Annotated in this window: 13 protein-coding genes and 1 other RNA gene; 6 read left to right on the top strand and 8 right to left on the bottom strand. The window is 43.8% G+C overall.

The window, feature by feature from the left end; translation table 11 throughout:
- Nucleotides 1–6: 6 nt before the first annotated feature.
- The 4 genes from pseI to AHMF7616_RS02875 are packed head-to-tail and all read left to right on the top strand — an operon-like array spanning nucleotide 7 to nucleotide 5,205.
- Nucleotides 7–1,047, top strand: a complete 1,041-nt coding sequence (gene pseI, locus AHMF7616_RS02890) for a pseudaminic acid synthase (RefSeq protein ID WP_115371517.1) — start codon at nucleotides 7–9, stop codon at nucleotides 1,045–1,047.
- Nucleotides 1,047–2,342: a hypothetical protein gene (locus tag AHMF7616_RS02885; protein ID WP_115371516.1), complete on the top strand. Its 1,296-nt coding sequence runs from the start codon at nucleotides 1,047–1,049 to the stop codon at nucleotides 2,340–2,342. The genes pseI and AHMF7616_RS02885 overlap by 1 nt, the downstream gene beginning before the upstream one ends.
- A gap of 2 nt (nucleotides 2,343–2,344) precedes the next feature.
- Entirely contained in the window at nucleotides 2,345–3,679 is a 1,335-nt protein-coding gene (locus tag AHMF7616_RS02880) for a polysaccharide deacetylase family protein (protein ID WP_115371515.1), read from the top strand.
- A 44-nt stretch (nucleotides 3,680–3,723) separates the two neighbouring features.
- Nucleotides 3,724–5,205, top strand: a complete 1,482-nt coding sequence (locus AHMF7616_RS02875) for a lipopolysaccharide biosynthesis protein (protein WP_115371514.1) — start codon at nucleotides 3,724–3,726, stop codon at nucleotides 5,203–5,205.
- A 23-nt stretch (nucleotides 5,206–5,228) separates the two neighbouring features.
- On the opposite strand, the gene AHMF7616_RS02870 is transcribed toward AHMF7616_RS02875, so the two are convergent.
- Nucleotides 5,229–6,221 carry a Gfo/Idh/MocA family protein gene (locus tag AHMF7616_RS02870; protein ID WP_115371513.1) on the bottom strand — a complete coding sequence of 331 codons (993 nt, stop codon included), beginning with the start codon at nucleotides 6,219–6,221 and terminating at the stop codon, nucleotides 5,229–5,231.
- Nucleotides 6,222–6,329: 108 nt separating this feature from the next.
- Nucleotides 6,330–7,466: a DegT/DnrJ/EryC1/StrS family aminotransferase gene (locus AHMF7616_RS02865; RefSeq protein ID WP_115371512.1), complete on the bottom strand. Its 1,137-nt coding sequence runs from the start codon at nucleotides 7,464–7,466 to the stop codon at nucleotides 6,330–6,332.
- 205 nt (nucleotides 7,467–7,671) lie between these two features.
- Here AHMF7616_RS02865 and AHMF7616_RS02860 point away from each other — a divergent pair, with 205 nt between their 5' ends.
- Complete coding sequence (locus tag AHMF7616_RS02860; protein ID WP_147275596.1) at nucleotides 7,672–8,526, top strand: hypothetical protein; 855 nt, start codon at nucleotides 7,672–7,674, stop codon at nucleotides 8,524–8,526.
- 114 nt (nucleotides 8,527–8,640) lie between these two features.
- Here the strand turns inward: AHMF7616_RS02860 and AHMF7616_RS02855 are convergent, their stop codons facing one another.
- The 6 genes from AHMF7616_RS02855 to AHMF7616_RS02830 form a co-directional block, all read right to left on the bottom strand.
- Nucleotides 8,641–9,528, bottom strand: coding sequence for a glycosyltransferase family 2 protein (locus AHMF7616_RS02855; protein WP_158546081.1), 888 nt, complete (start codon nucleotides 9,526–9,528; stop codon nucleotides 8,641–8,643).
- 10 nt (nucleotides 9,529–9,538) lie between these two features.
- The gene (locus AHMF7616_RS02850) at nucleotides 9,539–10,255 is read right to left on the bottom strand and encodes a cell division ATP-binding protein FtsE (protein WP_115371509.1); all 717 of its coding nucleotides are present in this window, start codon (nucleotides 10,253–10,255) and stop codon (nucleotides 9,539–9,541) included.
- A gap of 2 nt (nucleotides 10,256–10,257) precedes the next feature.
- Nucleotides 10,258–10,461, bottom strand: coding sequence for a fructose-6-phosphate aldolase (locus AHMF7616_RS02845; protein WP_115371508.1), 204 nt, complete (start codon nucleotides 10,459–10,461; stop codon nucleotides 10,258–10,260).
- Between the two features lie 103 nt (nucleotides 10,462–10,564).
- Entirely contained in the window at nucleotides 10,565–11,221 is a 657-nt protein-coding gene (gene fsa / locus AHMF7616_RS02840) for a fructose-6-phosphate aldolase (protein ID WP_115371507.1), read from the bottom strand.
- Nucleotides 11,222–11,321: 100 nt separating this feature from the next.
- An RNA gene (gene ffs / locus AHMF7616_RS02835) (signal recognition particle sRNA small type) lies at nucleotides 11,322–11,421 on the bottom strand.
- Nucleotides 11,422–11,465: 44 nt separating this feature from the next.
- On the bottom strand, nucleotides 11,466–12,785 hold the full coding sequence (locus AHMF7616_RS02830) for a serine hydrolase domain-containing protein (RefSeq protein ID WP_115371506.1): 1,320 nt from the start codon (nucleotides 12,783–12,785) through the stop codon (nucleotides 11,466–11,468).
- A 178-nt stretch (nucleotides 12,786–12,963) separates the two neighbouring features.
- Here AHMF7616_RS02830 and AHMF7616_RS02825 point away from each other — a divergent pair, with 178 nt between their 5' ends.
- Nucleotides 12,964–14,478 carry a sensor histidine kinase gene (locus AHMF7616_RS02825; protein WP_115371505.1) on the top strand — a complete coding sequence of 505 codons (1,515 nt, stop codon included), beginning with the start codon at nucleotides 12,964–12,966 and terminating at the stop codon, nucleotides 14,476–14,478.
- Nucleotides 14,479–14,504 lie beyond the last annotated feature (26 nt).

Here is a 14,504-nt window from a genome sequence, read left to right as displayed (position 1 = left end):
GATTACATGAAAACCATACACATAGGCGCTATTCCGGTGGGTCCCGGGCATAAACCTTTTATCATTGCCGAAATGTCGGGGAACCACAACCAGTCGCTGGAGCGGGCTTTAGCGATTGTGGACGCCGCTGCGGAAGCCGGGGCGCACGCCATTAAACTGCAAACCTACACGCCCGATACCATGACCATGGTGGGCGCGCTTACTATCCAGGACCCAGATTCGCTCTGGAAAAACCGGGAACTATATGATTTATATCAAGAGGCCTATACGCCCTGGGAATGGCACCCGGCTATATTCGACCGGGCCCGCGAAAAAGGCCTGTTGGCTTTTAGCTCGCCCTTCGACGAAACGGCCGTTGACTTTCTGGAAAAATTACACGTACCCGCTTATAAAATAGCTTCTTTTGAAAACACCGATTTGCCCTTGCTGAAAAAAGTAGCCGCTACCGGCAAACCGGTTATTGTATCCACGGGCGTGGCTACCGTGGCCGAAGTAGATGAAGCCGTTAGAACGCTGCGAACGCACGGCTGCCAGGATATTATTTTACTGAAATGCACCAGCACCTACCCGGCTACTCCCGAAAATACCAATTTACGCACCATTCCGCATTTAGCCCAGTTATTTGATGTGCCCGTAGGTTTATCAGATCATACCATGGGCGTAGGCGCTTCGGTGGCGGCCGTGGCTTTAGGCGCCAGCGTTATCGAAAAACACTTTACTTTGCGCCGGGCCGATGGCGGCGTAGATTCCGCGTTTTCGTTGGAACCCCAGGAATTAAAATTATTGGTAGAAGAATCGGAACGGGCCTTTTTAGCTTTGGGCAATATCCAGTACGGGGTGCAAAAAGCCGAAAATAAAAGCCGTTTGTTTAAACGTTCTATTTACGTAGCGCAAGACCTGCAAGCCGGCGATACTTTCACCAAACAAAATCTCCGGGTTATCCGTCCGAACAATGGCCTGGAACCGAAGTACCTGGATCAGGTTATCGGAAAAACCGTTAAAACCGCCATCAAAGCGGGCACGCCCTTAACCTGGGAATTGCTTTGATGCGTTACAACAAGTTAATTTCGGTTTATGCCGATATTTTACATTTACGGTTTACCGATACTTTTGCTTTGTTACCCGCGCACGCGATTAATGCCATTAGTCCGGTTAACGTCTTTGCCCGCTTGTTTCGGGTAATGGGCTATACCGCCGGGCGTTTAGTTTTACCTTTGTTTTTACCTGTAAAAAACAAAGAAAATATTACGGGTAAAATCTGGTTGTACGTGGTTAGTAAAAACAACTACGAGTCGCTGCAATTCGTACAAAGCTATTTGCCGGAAGCGGTATTTGTCGCGGGCCAGAACAAGGAAATCGGCATGTATAATACCCAAGTAAACCGTTTATCAACGCGTCGGAAAATCTTATATTATTTTAAATTTTGGCCATTGCTCCGGGGATTATACCAGTTAAAAGGCAAGCGGGCTCTTCGTTTTTTCGATTTAATCTTCGTGGCTACCGGTTATTACGAGTTATCGGTGCGCTACCTGAAGAAGTACCGCCCCCAGGCCATTATTTTTGCCAACGATCATAATACTGATGCGCGGGCTTTGTTACTCGCGGCCAAGGTTGCTGGTATACCCACCATTTACATTCAACACGCCAGCGTAAGCACCAGTTTTCCGCCGCTAACTTTTGATTTGAGTTTACTCGAAGGCCAGGATAGTTTAGATAAATACCGCGCCTGCGGACCGATTACCGGCGAAGTCCAATTAATCGGCATGCCCAAGGCCGATCTTTTTTTAAAAAAGAAGAATCAACAGACCGTAATAAACAACATCGGCGTTTGTGCCAACATTATAGATGAACTAGACGCTATTGCACAATTATTAACTTGCTTAACGCAGGAATTCCCCGGCAAGGTTATTTCCTTCCGCCCCCACCCCGGCGATACCCGTGATTTTAAATTTATTTTTAAAATAAATGCCGCTATTATCTTTTCGGACGCTCGGCGTGAACCGGCTTTTGCGTTTTTAATTAAGCAAGATGCGCTCATCGCGGCAGATTCATCGATTCACCTGGAAGCCGTAATGCTGAATGTTTTCAGTATTTACTTTCGCCTGGAAAAAAGCCATTTTATTTCGGACTACTACGGTTACGTGCAACACGGTTTGGTAGAAAAAGCCGCGGACTTAGACCAACTCATTTCTATTTTGAAGAAGCATGAACAACAAAAGCCAAACGTTTCGGAACGGGCGCGTTATTACAACGCCGTAATGGGTACCGAATACGAAGGCCGCAGCCATGAGCTAGCCCTCCGGAGCATCCGATCATTCTTGCATAAAACTTCCCCCAAATAAGGATGGAAGCAATATTCCGGTACGTACTCGATCAGTTTAATTTGATATATCAACCCCAACAGGTTTTTGCTATTAGTTATGGAATAAATAATTTTAGTCGTATTCAGATTAAGCCTGGCGACATTACTTTTTTTAAAAAAACAGGTGCCTTGCCTCCTAAACCACCGGTTTATTATACCTGGCAAAACCAGCTAATACCGTTTTGGTTTGAAGAAAAACAAGTAGATGAATTAATTACCTTCGCGGACGGAAAAGCCCTGATTCAAGTGGATATTATCGCGAATGCTTTTTACTTTTTAAGTGGCTGGCAGGAATATTACTCGCCGGTTCGGGACCAATACGGCCGGTTTCCGTACCCGGAAAGCCTGCAAAAAAAGTACGGGTTTATTACTTTACCAGTCGTAAACTATTACTTCGACATTTTAAAAACCGCTATTGAGCAAGTATACGGAGTTACCTTGCAATCGTCATTGGCCGGAAGTGCGCCCTTTACCACCTGCCTCACCCACGACGTGGACAATTGCCAAACGGCCTGGCGCGTAGAAGGTTGGCAAGCTTTAAAACAGGGTAAATTTTTAAATTTTTTAAAATTAGGATGGCAGAAAATCACTGACCAAGACAATTGGTTTAACGTACCCGCAGTAATGCGAACCGTGCAGCATTACGGGGCGAAATCTACTTTTTTCTTTTTACCGAACGCTCATAAATACCAGGGCATCGCCAACGCCGATTACGCTATCACGCAACCCTTTTACCAAAGTTGGCTTACTTTGTTGCAGCAAAACAACTTTGAAATTGGCGTACACGGAAGTCATGTAACGGCGCTAGAACCCAATAAGCTCACGGAAGAAAAACAAAAAATAAAAGCTCCGGTACGCGGCAACCGCTTTCATTATTTACGTTTTGAGCCGCAACAAACCCCGGCTTTATTGAAGCAAGCCGGTATTGCGTATGACAGCACGTTGGGTTTTTCCGAGCATTTTGGTTTTCGCCACGGCACTTGCTTTCCGTTCTATTTATTTAATTTTGAAACAAGCCGGGCACATCCATTTTTAGAAATTCCGTTGCAAGTAATGGATGCCACCTTGCATCACCCGCGTTATTTGCAACTTACCGCCGAGGAAATCTTACCGGCAATTACGCCGATGCTCACCGAAATAGAAAAGTTTGGCGGTTGCTTTACCTGGCTGTGGCACAACGAAAATTTTTCAAAAAACAATGTTCATAATGGCCCGGCTGCTTTTCACCAGATCATGCAATACCTGGTAAACCGCAATACCAGCTTTAAAACCGCCGGGCAGGTGTTTGATTTGCTCCAGCAGCATTATCCGGAATAAAAATTAATTTCCGTTATTGGCACACTTTTTAAAAATTACACCGCATGGGCATTATTAAACGGCAAGGTATTCAGAATAGCATTATTTCTTATGCCGGCGTGTTCATTGGCTATGTAAACTTAATGGTGCTTTTTCCGCGCTTTTTAAGTGTGGAGCAAGTAGGTTTAACCCGGGTTTTACCAGCAATAGCTATTGTGTTGGCCCAGCTCTCGGCTTTAGGTTTTGGAAGTGCGGGCATTAAATTCTTTCCTTTTTTCCGGGATAAAGTTCGGCGGCACCACAACTTTCTCGCTTTTTTGCTGGGCGTACCCTTACTGGGTTTTAGTATTGTAATTGGATTATATTACCTCTTTCAGCCGCAAATAATAGGTTACTACGCTAAAGAAGCTCCCCTGTTACGGCAGTATTCTTATTACATTGGTCCGCTCAGTTTTTTTACCTTATTTTTTACTTTATTCAACAGCTACTTAACCTCGCTTTACAAAACCGTTATTCCTTCTTTAACCAAGGATTTTTTGCTGCGCGTAGGCGTAAGTTTGTGCGTACTGCTTTATGCTTACGATTTTATAAACTTCGAAGTCTTTTTGCTTTTATTTATCGGGGTAAACGCCGGCATTACCCTGGTATTGTTGGTTTACATTATCTGGTTAAAGCAGTTTCACCTTTCGCCTAAATTATCCGCCTTAAGCAAACAGCCGATCCGACCCATGTTTCAGTATGGCTTATACGCTTTTTTAGGTAATATTTCGAGTACGATCATCACCGTCATAGATTCAATTATGATCACGCATTATAATGGGCTTGGCGACGCGGGTATTTACACCACCGCTACGTATGTAGCCAGCATTATTTTAATTGCCGGCAGTTCTATCTACAAAATCGCCTCGCCTAAAATTGCCGATTACTGGAAGAACAATGATTTAAAAACCATGCAAGTACTTTACCAACAGGTTACCCGAATTAACCTGGTAGTGGGTTGTTTGCTTTTTATCGGCATTTGGGCCAACGTGCATAACTTATTAGCGCTTTTGCCAAAAGCCTATAGCTCCGGTAAATACGTTATCTTTTTTGTGTGCGCCGCCCGGCTTTTTGATTTAGCCTCGGGCATTAACGGCTACATTTTGTTAACCTCGCCGCGTTACCGGTACGATTTAATTTTTAATATTTTATTAGCTTCCTTAACCGTGATTGCCAATCCATACTTTATTAAAAACTACGGCATTAATGGAGCTGGATTTGTCTTCTTTGTGGTATACGGGGTAATTAATACCATGCGGTTGGCTTGTGTGTATTATTTTTATAAAATGCAGCCTTTTGATAAAACTTCCTTGCAAATTATTATGCTGGCATTACTGGCTTACGTGGTGGGCTGGCAACTACCGTTTATGTACCACACGTTGGTGGATATTGCCATTCGTTCGGTTTTAATTACCGTAATTTATGGCGTAGGCGTATTAAATTTGAACCTGGCGCCCGAAATGACCGATAAAGTAGTAACCCAAATCCGAAAACGTCTAAATTTTTAAAATACAAGCAGGTTTATTGGTATTTACCGCAGCTTATAGATGTTTTCAATAATTTTAACGACCGCTAAACCATCTTCAGCGGTGGCAGTGGGTTCGGAATTTCCGCGCAAGGTTTGAATAACATTCTCCAGTACCAGTTGGTGGTTGTTGGAAGAATCACATTCCGCTGGTTTCGGGAGAAATAATTGCAAGTTTATCGGATTGCAGGCTGTTACTTGCTCCAGGTACTGACCACTCATTTTAATGCTTCCTTTTTCGGCCAGGATGATGATCGAACTATCCAGGTTTTGCCCGTAGGCGGCGGTGGAGTAATGCAGACTGCATCGTACCCCGTTTGTGGATTTCAGCCAAACCTCCCCGGTATCTTCAAATTCGGTAGTGTAGGTGTGATTAAAATTAAAAAATTGCGCTTGCACTGGCTCCATCTCGCCCAACCACCAGTACAAAGTATCCACAAAATGACTAAACTGCGTGAACAACGGCCCGCCATCGGTCGCTATTTTACCCCGCCAGGAACTACCCTGGTAATACCGTGCATCGCGGTTCCAGTAACCGGTAACCTGCACCTTATACATTTGCCCCAGCAAGTTTTGATCGACTAAATCTTTTATCCAACGAGCCGGTCGGCTATACCGGTTTTGCACCACGCAGAAAATAAACTTACCCATTTTCGCTGCCGTTCTTTGCATAGCTTCAGCTTGCTGCGTGGTAAGCGCCAAAGGCTTTTCGCATAGTACGTGGCAATTATTTTGCAAAGCAAGTATGGTTAAGGGCGCGTGCAAATAATTAGGCGCACACACGCAAACCACCTCCACCGAAAGCCCGGTTGCCAACAGTTCCTCCTGACTATTAAAACAAGGCACTTTCAGGTGATTTTTTATTTCGGCTGCTAACCGCGTGTCGGGTTCCACCATAGCGGTTAAGGTAGCTGCCGGGTGTTGCTGAATCCAGGCAACATGTTGTTTCCCAATGTGCCCATATCCTAAAACAGCAAATGAAATACTGGCTAAACGCATGGTTTGCTATAAATTTTTAAATTTAGGGCAAGCCGCGGGCTGAGTTTCCCTCCTCTTCTAATATCCCGATCAATCCTAATCTCTTGCATGTTGGTTGTGCACGCTTAACTACGAGTGAGTTTCAAAATATGTAATAATATGCTGGGCAATGTACTGCACCTGGTCCAAAGTAAGAGCGGTATGCATGGGCAAAGCCACTACTTTTTGGCAAACTGTTTCGGCCACCGGGAAATTACCGGAATGATAATTTAAATACCGGTAAGCGGGTTGCACATGCAAAGGTGTTGGGTAATATACCGCCGTAGGTATTTGGTGCTGTTGTAAATATTGGCGCAGCTTATCGCGATGCACCTCCGGTACCTGCACCACATACTGGTTAAAAACGTGCGTACTGTAATCAGCTCTTCCGGGAATCTTCACTAAAGGCAATCTGTGCAGCAAATTACCGTATTCCTGGGCTCGTAACTGTCGCTGAGCAATGTTATTATTTAAAAATTTTAATTTTACCGAAAGAAAAGCAGCCTGTAAAGTATCTAAGCGAGAATTTACACCAATTTGTTCATACTGGTATTTCTGCTGTTGGCCGTGCCGGGCAATTTGTTGCATGCTAGTAGCCATCTTTAAATCGTTCGTAAAAATGGCACCACCGTCGCCTAAAGCTCCCAACATTTTAGTAGGAAAAAACGAAGTTGTCCCGATATGTCCCACGGTGCCTGCATAAAAAGTAGAGCCATTTTGGCTCTTGTATTGCGCTCCTAAACTTTGGGCATTATCTTCTATTAAGTATAACTGATGCAAACGGCTTATTTGCAAGAGAGCTGCAAGGTCGGCGCATTGGCCAAATAAATGCACAACAATAATAGCGCGAGTTTTAGCAGATATTTTAGCAATTACCGAAGTGGGATCCAGGTTAAAAGTATCCGGGAGTACATCGGCCAGCACCGGAACTAAGCCCAGCAAAGCTACCGCCTCCATTGCTGCCACGTAATTAAACGCCGGCACAATCACTTCACTCCCAAAGGGCAGGTTCAAAGCCATTAAAGCAATTTGCAAAGCATCCGTCCCATTACCGCAGGGAATTACTGACGCTACCCGCAGGTATTTACCTAAGGCTTGGGCAAAAGTAGACACAGCCGCCCCGTTAATAAAATCACCTTGGGTAAGCACCTGGTTAAAGGCTTTTGCCAATGCTGGCTGCATGAGTTTACTACTTTCTGCGGTATCAGATAATCCAATGGGATCCATATACAATAGGCACAACAGCTATTATTCTTAAATAAGTAAATTCCTGTTCAGCGAGTTATAAATAATAATTTTTCCTAGCCCGCTTAATTCCTGAATCTCTCTTGAAATGCTGAAACTGAAACAATCTGGTATTAAATACGTTTTAGTAGTTGTACATTTTCTGGAATATAAATTTAAACTCCAGAAAAAATCAGAAAACAAAACTATGAAAAATTTAATAAAAACGCCGGTTATCGGTTATGCAATAGCCTTTGGTTTGGCTGCTACCCAGCTAAGCTGTTCATCGGATTCTAAAAATACAGCCCCCGAAACCACTACTTCTGAAACGGTAACTAGTGCTGCCAATGATGGAGAAACGGCTTACATGGACTACAAAAACTACGTAAGTACCCTGGACTCCAGCACCATTGCTACCATGGATACCGCCAGTACTGGTTGGCACGACCAACGGACTATTTATCAGGAAAAAACAGCGCGATTGGATCAATACCGCAACGATTACGATGCTACCCGGCAACAAGAAATTGATCAGTTAAAGAACAGATACGATTCGTACTGGGGTACTAACCTGAGTGGTGGCAAAGTAGCCGAAAAGATAAACAATACTACCGCCGATGTACAACGGGCGGGTGCCAAGGTAGGCGATAAAGTAGAACAAGGCGCTGAAAACGCAGGTCAAGCAGTGAAAGAAACGGGCAAAGATGCGAAAGAAACCGCAGACAATGTAGCTAGTCGTGTGGGTACCGCTGCTAAAAACACCGCCGAAGACGCCAAAGAAACCGGCAATAAAGTGGGCAGCAAAGTAGGAACGGCTGCTAAAAACACCGCGCAAGATGTAGCGCAAACTGGGGAGAAAGTAGGCAGTAAGGTAGGTAACGCGGCCAAAAATACCGCTCAGGATGTGGCTCACGCTGGCGAAAAAGTAGGTCATGCCGCTAAAGAAACCGGTAAAGACGTAAAAGAAGGCGTTGTAAAAGGAGCCAAAGCCGTAGGAAAAACAGCCGATAAAGCCGGTGCAAAAGTAAAAGATGCTTTCGACGGCAAAAAAGAAAACGAGTAAATCCAACCTAGCCTCCACCTAAAACTATGAAAACAGCAGAAGCCCGGCCAGTTGCCAGGCTTCTGCTGTTTTAAAGTAACCTGCTTCCAGTATTTTCTAATCCTTGATTAAAATTTAAAAACTCTTATTCTTTTTTTGAATAACATGCGCCAACAATCCTAATTTGTAAACGTCGAATAGAAATAAATGGGGACGACCACTTTGTAATTGAATCAGTAGGAAAGGTTTGATTTTTTTAAAAAACCAGGTAAACGCCCCCAGTAAACGGCATTTTTTTAAAATTTTATAAACCCAATACAGCGAAGAAGAGAAGCTGCTGTTGTTCGTATTTTGAAGATCCACCATATTAACAATGGCTTGTTCGGTTTTAACTAAAAAGGAAGTTACGGGTTCCAGGCCAACGTGCAGTACCGGATTATTTAGGTGCTGCACCGGTATGTTGGCTTTTTCGAGGTATAAACCCCACAGGGTATCTTCGTGCCCGTAGGTTTGCACAACTTCGGGCAGCGGGTTGGCCAGGTACAAAGTTCGGCTGACAAAGAGATTATTTACTTGTAATTTTTTATAAGGCTGCTGTTGCCGGATCGCGGCTGGCCGTTGTTCCCGATGCCGGCCGTAGTGCCAATGCAAACGGTACGTTGTTTCGGGCGCCCAGGACGGGTACTCGGTACCACCGATAAAAACAGAAAAAAGATCTGCGGCTTGTAAGTAATTTATAATAAACTGCTCCGTCACTAAGCAGGAGTCGTTATCCAGAAAAAGCAGGTAAGAATATTTAGCCCGCATAGCCAGTTTATTCCGGATAGCCGCGCGGCTAATATTGGTGGGCAGTTCTTCGTAAATTATATTTTTTAAAAATTTTAATTTCCGGTTCGATTTTTTAAAAAAATCGTTTGATGCATCATCCAGGCAAATTATTTCGAAGGAAATAGCGGCTTGCTGGCATTGATCCAGTAGCTTTTGTACTAAGGCCGTAACATCAAAATTGAATATGGGAATCAAGATTGATACCTCAGACACCATCCTTTAAAGAGAAACTTTGCTTGGCCGAATCCAAAATTTTGCCTTGATCGCATTTTAAGATGCGGTGCGGATAAGCATTAATAATCTGGTGGTTGTGCGTAGCCATGAGTACCGCCGTACCCCGGTTATTAATTTGGTTAAACAACTGCATAATGCCGTCCGCTACTTCGGGATCGAGGTTACCGGTGGGTTCGTCGGCAAATAAAATAACCGGATCGTTGAGTAAGGCCCGGGCAATAACCACGCGTTGCTGTTCGCCACCCGATAGCTGATGGGGCATTTTGTTAGAAGCCGCATCCAGACCCACCTGCATGAGCACTTCCGAAATGCGTTGCTTTATTTTCGAAGAATCTTTCCAGTTAGTTGCTTTTAAAACAAACCGTAAATTTTCGGCTACGGTCCGGTCGAAGAGTAATTGAAAATCCTGAAAAACAATCCCGATTTTGCGGCGCAAAAAAGGCACCTGGGTGCGGGATAATTTAAAAATAGGAAAGCCGGCTACGCTGGCCATGCCACTCCGAAGCGGTAAATCGGCGTACAAGGTTTTGAGTAAAGAAGATTTCCCACTGCCGGTGCGGCCCACCAGGTACACAAATTCGCCTTTATCAATATCAAAGCTAACGCTTTGTAATACCGTTTGCACATTCTGGTGAATAGATACATCTTTTAACGATACTACCGGAACCGAAGAAGAAAAATCACGCATATTCAAATTTCCAGTTTCTGGAGCTTCCCAAATTCCAGTTCTTGTATTACAGCCGCCAAAGCCGCTTCTTTATGGGCCAACCCATAACGCTCCATGTTTTTTAACGGACGATCCGCCCGGAAGTAGGCAATCAGCACAAAGTTTTCGTCGCGTAACTGAATGTAATCCGGAATCTTGGCCTTGCCTTTTACTTTAATAATGTACACGTTAGGGTTTTAGTTATTAGTTGTTCGTTGTTCGTTATTCGTGTTCAAATATTGAAATAAACTATTTCCTAACAACGAACAACTAGCAACAAACAATTAAAAATTAAGCATTTACTTTTTTATGATCGGCGAGGAATTTGGCCAGACCACTCTCGGTAAGCGGATGGTTAAGTAAAGAAGTAATAACGTTTAACGGGCAGGTTACCACATCAGCTCCGATTTCGGCGCATTGCAGCAAATGCATGGTATGACGTACGGAAGCCGCCAGTACTTCGGTGGGATAACCGTAGTTGCTGAAAATTTGCACTATTTGTTCGATTAACTGCATGCCATCCTGGCCAATATCGTCTAAACGGCCAATAAACGGCGAAACATACGTTGCCCCAGCTTTGGCAGCCAACAAAGCCTGACCCGCGTTGAAAATTAATGTACAGTTGGTTTTAATGCCTTTATCGGAGAAATATTTAATCGCTTTTACCCCTTCCCGGATCATCGGTACTTTTACCACAATGTTGGGGTGCAGTTCGGCCAATATTTCGCCTTCCCGGATGATACCTTCGTAATCTACCGCAATTACTTCAGCGCTAATATCTCCGTCCACAATGTCGCAAATGGCTTTATAATGTGCCATTACATTATCGTGGCCTTTAATGCCTTCTTTGGCCATTAACGATGGATTGGTAGTAACGCCATCCAGTACGCCTAAATCATAAGCTTCCCGAATCTCATTAAGATTAGCGGTGTCGATAAAGAATTTCATAGCAAAAAATTAAATTTCCGGAGCAAAGCTACGTGAATTTAAACGGAAACCAGCGGCAGAAACGAAAGAAATTAAAGGAAAGAAGAGAGGAAGGAATAAAAAAAGTGGCAAACCGAACATCGCACCGCTCAACCACCTACCCTTGCTTCCTTCCGAACCTGGGGGAGTTCAGCAGGAGCTGGTCGTGCCGATTTGCCACTGCAAAGATAGAAAATGATTTTTAACCCACAATGTTAATTTTAAATTAATCCAGTTCTTTGCCCCTGGAGCTGGTAATAGATTGATACACCATGGCTTTAAATTTATCGCTTAAAGAACCGCCAGTGCTGTTGGGCGCTTTTTGGGTGTAAATTAAAGCCACAATGCCTTCTTTAGGGTCTACCCAATAAGTGGTGCCAAAATACCCACCCCACTCGTAAGAACCTTCGCTCACACCCAGTTTAGCCGCTCCTTTAGCCGTAATAATTCCGAACCCTAAACCAAATTTGTTATCCCCCTGATTTACTTCGCCAATCTGGTTAGTGGTCATTAGGCGTACCGTGGCTGGGCTGATAATTTGTTTACCGTTATACGAACCATGGTTCAGCATCATTTGCAGAAATTTTGCATAATCGCCAATGGTGGACGACAAACCCGCGCCCCCGGAAAAATACGTACCATCCTGTACTTTGGGATAATCCGGCGATTGCCCGTTGCGCGCTACTGCTTTAACCGTATTTTTCTGGGCATCTTCGGTAAATAAATTGGCTAAGCGGTTTTGCTTGTTGGCCGGCAGGTAAAAATACGTGTCGGTCATATCCAGCGGTTCAAAAATGCGCGACCGCATAAACTTATCGAGCGGCATACCCGAAATTACTTCAATAAAATAGCCGAGCACATCGGTACTTAAACTATACGTAAATTTTTCGCCGGGTTGGTGCATTAAGGGTAAGCTGCCGAGGCGGTTCATGGCATCGCCAATTTTCCCATGCGGCGTCCCGATGCCGCTGGTAACTTTAGCTTTGGCGTAAATAGCCGTAGCTTCTTTGCTGCCAATGCCCGCATACCCAATACCCGACGTATGCGTAAGCAAATGCCGGATGGTAACTTCGCGCTTAGCCGGTACGGTGGTATAACTGGAGTCTTTATCGTTAAAAGTTTCCAATACCTTCTGATTTTTGAAAGCAGGAATATACTTAGAAACCGGTTCGTCCAGTAAAAACTTACCTTCTTCAAATAATAGCATCACCCCTAAACTAGTCAGGGCTTTGGTTTGGGAAGCAATGCGCATAATGGCATCCGGAGCCAAGGGTGCTTTCGTATCCAGGTCGTTTACCCCCACTGCTTTCTGGTACACCACTTTACCATCGCGCATAATCAAAGCAATAGCCCCGGGTACCAGATTTTTACTGGTGTATTCCTGCAGGAGTTTATCAAGGCGTTGCAGCCGTTCGCTGCTCATACCAACACTTTCGGCACTGGCATTTTTAAAAATATTGCCTTGTTTCTGGCTAAGCGCCGGCTTTTGCGCATAGGTAAAAAATACACTGCCCGTTAGCAGCAGACTTAGTAAAAACTTTCTCATGGAATTGGGGAAGGTTAAAAACAGTTCAAGTAAATGCTAATTACAACAAGCTAAGATAAAATCAGTGGAAATATGCCTATTTTTTTAAAAATTTAATGCAGATTTAAACCGCTTTAAGTTTTATCTGTTTACAACTATATAGCAACCCCGATCTGATTAAATAACCTATAAATACTTAATGGTAAACGTACACGTACCCAAGGCGATTTTTACCACCTTTCTTGTATCGCTAAGTTTATTACTGCTTACATTTGGCTTGGAATTATACAGTTTAAACCGCCTAGTTTCGAAAGCCAACTGGGTAGAACATACCAACCAGGTTTTGTTGCGCTTAGAAAATATCTTGTCGATTTTAAAAGATGCGGAAGTGGGCCAGCGCGGTTACCTGCTCACCAACAATCCTGAATTTTTAAATCCTTACAACGGTTCATACCAACAAGTACTGCAAAGTTACCAGCAAACCCGCACTTTAACCCGCGATAATCTTAGTCAGCAAAAAAGGCTGGATACCTTACGGCAATTAATAATTAAGCGGTTTGCTATCCTGAAACAAACCATAGCTTTAGAAAAAAAAGGAGAACCCGATTCGGCGAAAGCAATTGTAATAACCCAGCGAGGTAAATATCTCATGGATAGCATCCGGGCTTTGGTAAACCGCATGGAAACCGAAGAACTCCGGCTAAAAGAAATCCGCTACGATCAGGTAAAAACCTCTTCGGTGGCCACCCCGATTTTTATTTTGTTTGCTTCCTTTCTGGCTATACTCATTTGCATTGTTGCTTACCGCATCACTAAAAAAGAAATTATTAAAACCTTAAGCTTACACCAGCAATTAGCCCAATCGAATCAGGAAATTCAGCAAACCAATCTGGAGTTAAGGCGCGCCGAAACCAACCTGAAACTGTTAAATGCTACTTTAGAAGTAAAAGTAGCAGAAAGAACGGCTTATTTAAGTCAGGCCAAAGACGAATTAAATACCTTAAACCAGGAGCTTTTCCGGCAAAACGAAAAACTGAACCGGGTTAATACCGATCTGGATAATTTTGTTTATGCCGCCTCGCACGATTTAAAAGCGCCCATCACCAACATTGAAGGCTTGGTAAACCTGATTAAGGAAAGTGAATGTTACCAGGACGTAGAAGCCCGAGAACTGATCGACCGGATTAGTATTTCCGGCACTAAATTGCGAAATGCCATCGAGGATTTATCGGTAGTTATCCGGGTCCAGAACCAGGTAGAACTCGTAGCGGAACAAATACCGGTAGCCGAGATTTTAGAAGACATCTGCATTTCTATTGCCGATTTGCTGCAGGCTTCGCAGGTGCAGATCAATCTGCAAACCGATCCGGACGCAGCTATTTATTTTTCCAAAAAAAACTTTAGAAGTATCCTGTACAATCTGATTCATAATGCCATTGAATACCGCGCTTACGAAAGACTGCCAAAAATTTTAATTGTTACCGAAAAAATACCAGGTTACACCGTACTTTCGGTAAAAGACAATGGTTTAGGGTTTAATCCCACTAAAAAAGACAATATATTTACTTTATTCAAACGGCTGCATAACCACGTAGAAGGCTCCGGGGTAGGTTTGTTTATCGTAAAAAGAATGATGGATAACGCGGGTGGTAGAGTAGAAGTAGAGAGCGAGGTAAATGCCGGCACCACTTTCCGGTTGTATTTTCCGGTCTGAGTGCTTTCATTTTCCTAAATTTTCGG

Source organism: Adhaeribacter pallidiroseus (assembly GCF_003340495.1).
Classification (GTDB): domain Bacteria; phylum Bacteroidota; class Bacteroidia; order Cytophagales; family Hymenobacteraceae; genus Adhaeribacter; species Adhaeribacter pallidiroseus.
Note: the sequence above shows the minus strand (reverse complement) of the source record. Positions and strands in the feature narration are given on the sequence as shown.